Here is a 7,377-nt window from a genome sequence, read left to right as displayed (position 1 = left end):
GCGCCACTGTTCGGTGGCCGGGTTGCGGTAGACGTTGCTTTCCAGCACCTTGCCGTTGGCGTCGCTGGTCACTACCGCCTTGAGCGGTGCGTCGGCCGGCAGGGCCTTGAGAGCCGGACTGTCGAAATCGATCACGTACTGCGTCTGCTGGCGCAGGGCTTCCGCGGTCTGCTTCGTGTAGCCCATGCCGCGCCGGGATTGCGCAGCCCAGGCGCCGGGGGGACGCTGCTGCTCGTCGCCTTGCCAGCTCAGTTCGTACGAGAACTCCAGCGGCTGTCCCGGGGGCGGCATCTGGGCAGGAACCCAATACGCCACGATGTTGTCGTGCGTCTCATCGGGGGTGTTCAGCTGCACCAGTTCCACGCGGCCCGCGCCCCAGTCGTGCAGGGGGCGGACCCAGGCGCTGGGGCGGCGTTCATAGCGGGCCTCGACATCCTCATAGTTCGACCATTGGCGGTCGCGCTGCATGAGGCCAAAACCCTTGGGGTTCTTGGTGGCGAACGAAGTCACCACCGTCTGCTTGGGGTTCTGCAGTGGGCGCCAGAGCCATTCGCCCTCGCCGGTCGCGATCATCAAGCCGTCCGAGTCATGCACTTCAGGCCGGAAGTCGTCCTTGCGCGGCTGGTTTTCGCCAAAGAAGAACATGCTGGTCAGTGGTGCAATGCCGAGGGTGGCAATCGGTTTGCCGCTGCCTGGGCGCACAAAGATGCGGCTGCGCACGGTGGTCGTGGTGTTCGTGCCCGGCTGGATGTCAAAGCGGAACGCACCCGTGGCGCGCGGGGAATCCATCAGCGCATACACCGTGACCTGGGTGGACAGCGCATCGGGCCGTACCAGCCAGAACTCCGTGAAGCGTGGAAACTCCTCGCCGCTGCCGCCCACGGTGTCGATGGCCAGACCCCGCGCGGACAGGCCGTATTGCTGGCCCTTGCCCAGGGCGCGGAAGTAGCTGGCCCCCTGGAACACCACCAGCTCGTCCTTGTAGGCGTTCGAATTGAGATGGTTGTGCAGGCGAAAGCCCGCGAAGCCGAGGTCGCCCCAGGCCTCCGGCTTGACCTGGTTCTTGCCATAGTCGAAATCCGCACGGCTGTAGCTGATGTGGCGCGCCCCTTGGGGCGTCACCTCGTTGATCAGCACCGGCTCCTTCTGGTACAGGCCCAGGTGAAAGAACATGGCCTCGAACGGCAGCTTCTCCGCACGCCACAGGGCGCGGTCGGGGCGCCACCGGATGTCGCGGACCTGGTCGTAGTTGAGCTTGGCGAGGTCGGCGGGAAGCTTGTCGCTGGCAGCGCGGTAGGGCTTCTCGGCCCGCTCGCGGGCCAGGCGGGTCACGCTGTCGAAATCAAAGCCTTGCGCTTGCGCTGCCCCAGCTACCAGGGCCGCCGCCAGCCAGACGGCCGGCTGCGCACCTTGCCGGGCCGAGCGCGAAAGAAGGGAAAAAACAGCTTGCATGCTGGTCATAGGGCAAACCCTGTGCCAGCTTCAAAAAGCTATTTGAAATCAATGGGTTGGAGAGGCAATTGCATGTAAGCAGTTGTGCGGGCTCCGGCTGGGCTCCCAAACCTGCGGTTTTTGTCGCCGTTCGGCGACAGGGCTGCGCAGCGCTGCTGAAAATTTCAATGAAATCAAGGGTTTAGTCGTGTCGCTCCCCGGCGACGTCGTCGGGGTCGGCCCCTTCGCTCTTGAAATTTCCGGGGGTGAGGGCGTGCTTCTGGAGCAGCCGGTAAAACTCGGTGCGGTTGCGCTGCGCCAGGCGCGCAGCGTCCGCCACGTTGCCATCGGTCATTTTCAGCAAGCCCACCAAGTATTCGCGCTCGAAGCGCTGGCGGGCCTCGGCGAAGCTCAGCACCTGGGTGGACGGCGTGCGCAGCGCCCGCTGGACCAGCGTCAGCGGCACCAGGGGGGTGGTGGACAGGGCGCAGACCTGCTCCACCACGTTGTACAGCTGGCGCACATTGCCCGGCCAGGCCGCCATGGTCAGCGCCTTCAAGGCTTCGGGCGCAAAGCCCGAAAGGCGCTTGTCGTATTTGCGGGCCAGCTTGTCGAGGAAGTGGTTGGCGAGCAGGGCGATGTCCTCGCGCCGGTCGGCCAGCGTGGGCAGCACCAGGGTCACCACGTTGAGGCGGTAGTAGAGGTCCTCGCGGAACTGGGCGGTGGCCATGGCGGCCTCCAGGTCGCGGTGGGTGGCCGAGATGATGCGCACGTTGATCGGAATCGACTGGCTTGCGCCCACGGGACGCACCGCGCGCTCCTGCAGCACGCGCAGCAGCTTGACCTGCAGCGCGGGGGGCATATCGCCGATTTCATCGAGCAGCAGTGTTCCGCCCTCGGCGGCCTGGAACAGGCCCTTGTGGTTGCTCACGGCGTCGGTAAATGCGCCCTTGACGTGGCCAAACAGTTCGGATTCCAGCAGTGCCTCGGGGATGGCGCCGCAGTTGACGGCAACGAACGGGTGGCGCGCACGGGGGCTGGCGCGATGAATGGCCTGTGCCAGCAGCTCCTTGCCCGAGCCACTGTCGCCCAGCAGCAGGACGCTGGCATCGGATTGCGCCACCATGTAGGCCTCTGCCAGCAGGTCGGTCATGCGGTTGGATCGGCTCACGATGTCCGCGCGCCAGGTTTCGTTGGCATGCGAGTGCGTGGCAGCGGGTGCGCTGAGCGCCAGCGCCTGCGCGATCTTCTCCAGCAGATCCTTACCGTCGTAGGGCTTGGTCAGGTACGTGAACACGCCGCGCGAGGTGGCTTCCACCGCATCGGGAATGGTGCCGTGGGCGGTGAGCAGGATGACGGGCAGCGAGGGATGCCGTGAACGCACTTCGTCGAACAGTGCCAGGCCGTCGCGCCCGGGCAGGCGCACGTCGCTCAGCACCAGCTGCGGGCGCGCCATGTCCAGCTGCGCCAGCGCCGCCTCGGCCGAGCCCACCGCCACCACTTCATAGCCCGCGCCCTGCAGGCGCAGCGACAAGAGCCGCAGCATGTCGGCGTCGTCGTCCACCACCAGGATGCGGGCGGCGGCCGATGGGCGGGAGGGGGCGGCGGCAGTGGTGGTAGAGGAGGGCATGGCGAGGTCTCCCGGTGTCAGGGCGCGGGGCGTGCCGGGGCGGTGCTGCCGGCGGCGGGGGCGGGAGTGGCCGGTGCGGGGCCGGGGCGAGTGGTCAGACTCCGCTCAATCGCCCGCACGGCCTCCAGGCGCTCGTTGAGCTGGTCGTTGCGACGCTGGGCATCGCGCAGCTGCTGCGCCTGGCGCTCCAGTTGTTCTTCCAGCCGGCGCTGCTGCAACAGCCGCGCTTCCATCCACCGCGCCAGCGGGTGCAGCGCCTGCGCCGCTTCTGCCTGGTTGGACAGCACGCGTTGCACCAGACCCAGCGCGCGGGCGGTGTCGGCGGGCTGGCGTGTCTGGGCCAGTGCGGTGGCCAGAAGCAGCGGTGTCTCGGCCGAGGCGTCCTCCGCTTCGCCCAGCCGCGCGATCTCGCGCGCCAACTCGGCGGGTGCCAGGCGCAGGGTGCGGTCGGTGCGGGCAAGCACCTGCCCAACCCGATCGGTTGCCGAGGGGGTGTGCGCCCCGGAGGGTGCTGGGTCTTGCAGGGCTTCGGGTGCGGATGCGGCTGGTGCAGCGGCGGCAGCCGCTTCCGCCGCTGCCGCCGGGGCTTCGGCCGGCGCAGGCTCTTGAGCGGGCGCGACGACTGCCTGCGGCGAAGTCGCGCTGCAGCCGCCCAGCCCCAGGGCTGCCGCCAATGCCAGCGCGGCCGCCGAAGGACGCGGCCACCGCGTGATACCGGCGACATGGGCGAACCCCGCAGTCCGGCGGATGGAGAAACGACTAGGCAGCATGCGGTAGTTCCATGCGAAAGAATGAATGGAGGCCCTCTTCGACCAGATGCACGCGCCCACCGTGGGCGACAACATATTCCTGGACGATGGACAGGCCGATGCCCGTGCCGCGCACGGCGTCCTCGGGCTGTCGTGAGCCCCGATAGAAAGGCTCGAACACGCGATCCCGATCGGCCTTGGCGACGCCGGGTCCCTGGTCGTAAATGTCCACGCGCACATGGTCCGCCTGGCGCGAGAGCGACAGGCGCACTGTTCCCCCCTTGGGCGAAAAACGGATGGCGTTGGACAGCAGGTTGCTGACGGCGGACGCGATTTTTTCTGCGTCGATCTGCAGCGAGACCGCCGGCCCTTCCACCAGCACCCGCAGTCCCCGCGCCTGCCATTGCAAGCGCTGGGATTCGACCTGGGCCTCCAGCAGCGCGAGCAGATCGGTGTCGCGCCGCTGCAGCTGGCGTGCTTCAAAGGCAGCCGCGTTGAAGCGCAGCAGGGCTTCGATCTCCTCCTGCAAGACGAGGGTGTTGTGGTGAAGGATCTGCGCGACTTCGCGCTGGCCGGGGTTGAGTTCGCCCGTGACCCCGTCTTGCAACAGTGCCACGCCCTCGCGCAGCGCGGCCAGCGGCGTCTTGAGCTCGTGCGAAACATGGCGCAGGAACCGCGCCTTGTCGGCGTCCAGTTCCAACAGCCGCAGGCGCAGCCATTCAAGCTGCTGGCCCACTCGGCGCACGTCATCGGGGCCTGAAATCAAGAGGGGCGCTTCCAGGCGGTTCTCGCCCAGCTGGCGGATCGCGCCTTCCAGCCGCTTGAACGGCCGGGCCAGCCAGATGCCCAGCGCCAGGGCCAGGACGAGCGCCAGCACGATCACGCCGACGACCTGGTGGGTCACGCTGCGCCGGCTCGCCTCCAAGCGGTCTTGCAGATCCCGGTTGCGCTGCGCGTTGATGTCCTGCACCGATTGCGCAATGGCGCCGTGCAGGGTCTCCAGCGTGACGAATTCTTCGGCCACCAACTGCTCGTTCTCCAGCGCCCGTTCGGGCGGCGCTTCCAGCAGCGACTTCACCGCATCCAGGTGCGTGCGCCACTGCGCCGCCTGCTCTGGCGCAATCCCGCCCTTTTGCAGCTGTTCCAGCGTGCCCTGGGCCTCCAAGGCCATTTCATTGAAGCTGCGGCGCAGCTGCGCGTCCCGCAGCACGAGCGACTGGCGGGCCGCACGTTCGAGGGCCTGGCCGCGCTGGTTCAACGCCTGCGCGGCCGTGCCCAGCGCGGTGGCCTCGGCGGCGCCAAGGCGGCTTTGCACCATGAGCTGCTCGAGCGTGTGCAGCGCGCGCAGCGAGCTCACGCCCAGCAACCCCGCAATCAGCAAAAAAGCCAACAGCAGCAGCTGCTGGAATGACAGGCCGTGCAGCGGACCTTCGGTCTTGCGCAGATCTGCTGGCTGCGAGGGCTCGGTCGGCATGGCCATGCGCTAGTGGCACCTCAGGCGACAGGTGTCGCCTCGCGAAGGCGGACTTCGCCGCGCAGGGTGTAGGCCTTGGCTTCGGTGATCGTCACGTCCACCATCTGCCCCACCAGGCGGGGGTTGCCGGCAAAGTTGACCACGCGGTTGCATTCAGTGCGGCCCATCAGCTCGCCCGCATCGCGCTTGGAGGCTCCTTCCACCAGAATGCGCTGCACCGTGCCCACGCGGCTTTCGCTGATGGATTTGATGTTGGCATTGATGACGGCTTGCAGCTCCTGCAGACGGCGCAGCTTCACGTCGTGCGGGGTGTCGTCATGCAGGCCCGCGGCGGGCGTGCCGGGCCGGGGGCTGAAGATGAAACTGAAGCTGTTGTCGAAGTGGATGTCGTCGATGAGCTTCATCATTTTGCGGAAGTCATCTTCCGTCTCGCCGGGGAAGCCCACGATGAAATCGCTGCTCATGGCCAGGTCGGGGCGGATGGCGCGCAGCTTGCGCACCGTGCTCTTGTATTCCATGGCGGTATAGCCGCGCTTCATGGCCATCAAAATGCGGTCGCTGCCATGCTGCACGGGCAGGTGCAGGTGGCTGGCGAGTTTGGGAATGCGAGCGTAGGCTTCGATCAGCCGGGGCGTGAATTCGTTGGGGTGGCTGGTGGTGTAGCGGATGCGCTCAATGCCGGGAATGTCTGCCACGTACTCCAGCAGCAGGGCAAAGTCGGCCACGTCGGCGGTCCCACCCATCTTGCCCAGGTAGGCGTTCACGTTCTGGCCCAGCAGGGTGACTTCCTTCACGCCCTGGTCGGCCAGGCCGGCCACTTCCACCAGCACGTCGTCAAAGGGGCGGCTGACTTCCTCGCCGCGGGTGTAGGGCACCACGCAGTAGCTGCAGTATTTGCTGCAGCCTTCCATGATCGACACAAAAGCCGATGCGCCCTCGACGCGGGCCGGTGGCAGATGGTCGAACTTTTCGATCTCGGGAAAGCTGATGTCCACCTGTGGCTTGTCCAGGCGCTCGCGCTGATTCAGCATCTCGGGCAGGCGGTGCAGGGTCTGCGGGCCGAACACTACGTCCACATACGGCGCGCGCTTGATGATCTCGGCGCCTTCCTGGCTGGCCACGCAGCCGCCCACGCCGATCTTTACACCGCGAGCCTTCAGGTGCTTGATGCGGCCCAGGTCGCTGAAGACCTTCTCCTGCGCCTTCTCGCGGACCGAGCAGGTGTTGAACAGGATCAGGTCGGCCTCGTCCACGTTCTGCGTGGGCTCGTAGCCTTGGGCGGCATTGAGCACGTCGGCCATCTTGTCCGAGTCGTACTCGTTCATCTGGCAGCCAAAGGTTTTGATGAAGACTTTTTTGGCCATGGCTGGCTCGCTTGCAATCAGAAAGGAAAGGGAGTGCAGCGCCGGAGTGCGCTGCGGGCATTCGACCGTTCGCCCCGTGCCGGAGCAGGCATGGTCGCTGCGTTACTTCTGGAGGGTGTCGGATTCGGCGCGGAAGTTGCGCTCGACCGTGTCGCTGCCCTTGCGGGGTTGTTCGGCTTCGCCCTGGGTGAGGATCCAGGCCGTGATCAGCATGCCGGTGCTGGCTTCGATGACGTAGTTGACCTTGTAGCTCTGGCCCACCACCGTGTGCGGCATCACCAGCGTGTTCTGCGGGCTGAGCAGGCGCATGCCGGGTGCCATGCGGATCGGCCGGCCGTTGAGCGAGGCTTCCGATACCGAGGTGATGGTCAGGTTGCCGCGCTGGGCTGCGTCCGGAAAGGTCCGCATGCCGCCCAGGCCGGGCTGGACCTGGGCCGCGGCCGGCAAGGCCGTGCACAGCAGCGCGCAGGCTACACCGGCCATGAACTGGCGTGCGCGCGAAGATGCGGTCAAAGGAAACGAGGGAGTCGTGGTGCAGCGGTTCATGGTTTACATCCAGGGGCTGAAACAGCGATTCTAAAAGCGGGAGGTCCCGCCGTGGCTATCAAAAACATAGCTGGTCGCGCTTGTCCCCTATGGCTTTGGCAAAGAAATTTGCCTCAAGGCCCATCGAATAAAGCGCCAGCTGCTATGGTTTTGCAGAGGGCCTGCCAAATAAAAAACCCACAG

Annotated in this window: 6 protein-coding genes; all 6 read right to left on the bottom strand. The window is 66.4% G+C overall.

Going from position 1 to position 7,377, the window contains the following annotated elements; translation table 11 throughout:
* A partial coding sequence (locus MRY84_RS21210; RefSeq protein WP_291507659.1) for a glucan biosynthesis protein G occupies positions 1-1,452 on the bottom strand: 1,452 nt, incomplete at its 3' end.
* Between the two features lie 181 nt (positions 1,453-1,633).
* Positions 1,634-3,061: a sigma 54-interacting transcriptional regulator gene (locus MRY84_RS21205; protein WP_291507658.1), complete on the bottom strand. Its 1,428-nt coding sequence runs from the start codon at positions 3,059-3,061 to the stop codon at positions 1,634-1,636.
* A 17-nt stretch (positions 3,062-3,078) separates the two neighbouring features.
* Positions 3,079-3,831 carry a hypothetical protein gene (locus MRY84_RS21200; protein ID WP_363317577.1) on the bottom strand — a complete coding sequence of 251 codons (753 nt, stop codon included), beginning with the start codon at positions 3,829-3,831 and terminating at the stop codon, positions 3,079-3,081.
* The gene (locus MRY84_RS21195; RefSeq protein ID WP_291507660.1) at positions 3,821-5,284 is read right to left on the bottom strand and encodes an ATP-binding protein; all 1,464 of its coding nucleotides are present in this window, start codon (positions 5,282-5,284) and stop codon (positions 3,821-3,823) included. Before MRY84_RS21195 ends, MRY84_RS21200 begins: the two co-directional genes overlap by 11 nt.
* A gap of 20 nt (positions 5,285-5,304) precedes the next feature.
* A complete protein-coding gene (miaB, locus tag MRY84_RS21190) occupies positions 5,305-6,648 on the bottom strand; it encodes a tRNA (N6-isopentenyl adenosine(37)-C2)-methylthiotransferase MiaB (RefSeq protein WP_291507657.1) in 1,344 nt (447 codons plus the stop codon).
* Between the two features lie 102 nt (positions 6,649-6,750).
* A complete protein-coding gene (locus MRY84_RS21185; protein WP_291507656.1) occupies positions 6,751-7,194 on the bottom strand; it encodes a hypothetical protein in 444 nt (147 codons plus the stop codon).
* Between the last annotated feature and the right edge of the window lie 183 nt (positions 7,195-7,377).

The organism is Acidovorax sp. (assembly GCF_022763525.1).
Lineage (GTDB): Bacteria > Pseudomonadota > Gammaproteobacteria > Burkholderiales > Burkholderiaceae_C > Acidovorax.
The sequence above is the reverse complement of the archived record's forward strand: the minus strand, read 5'-3'. Positions and strand labels throughout refer to the sequence as shown.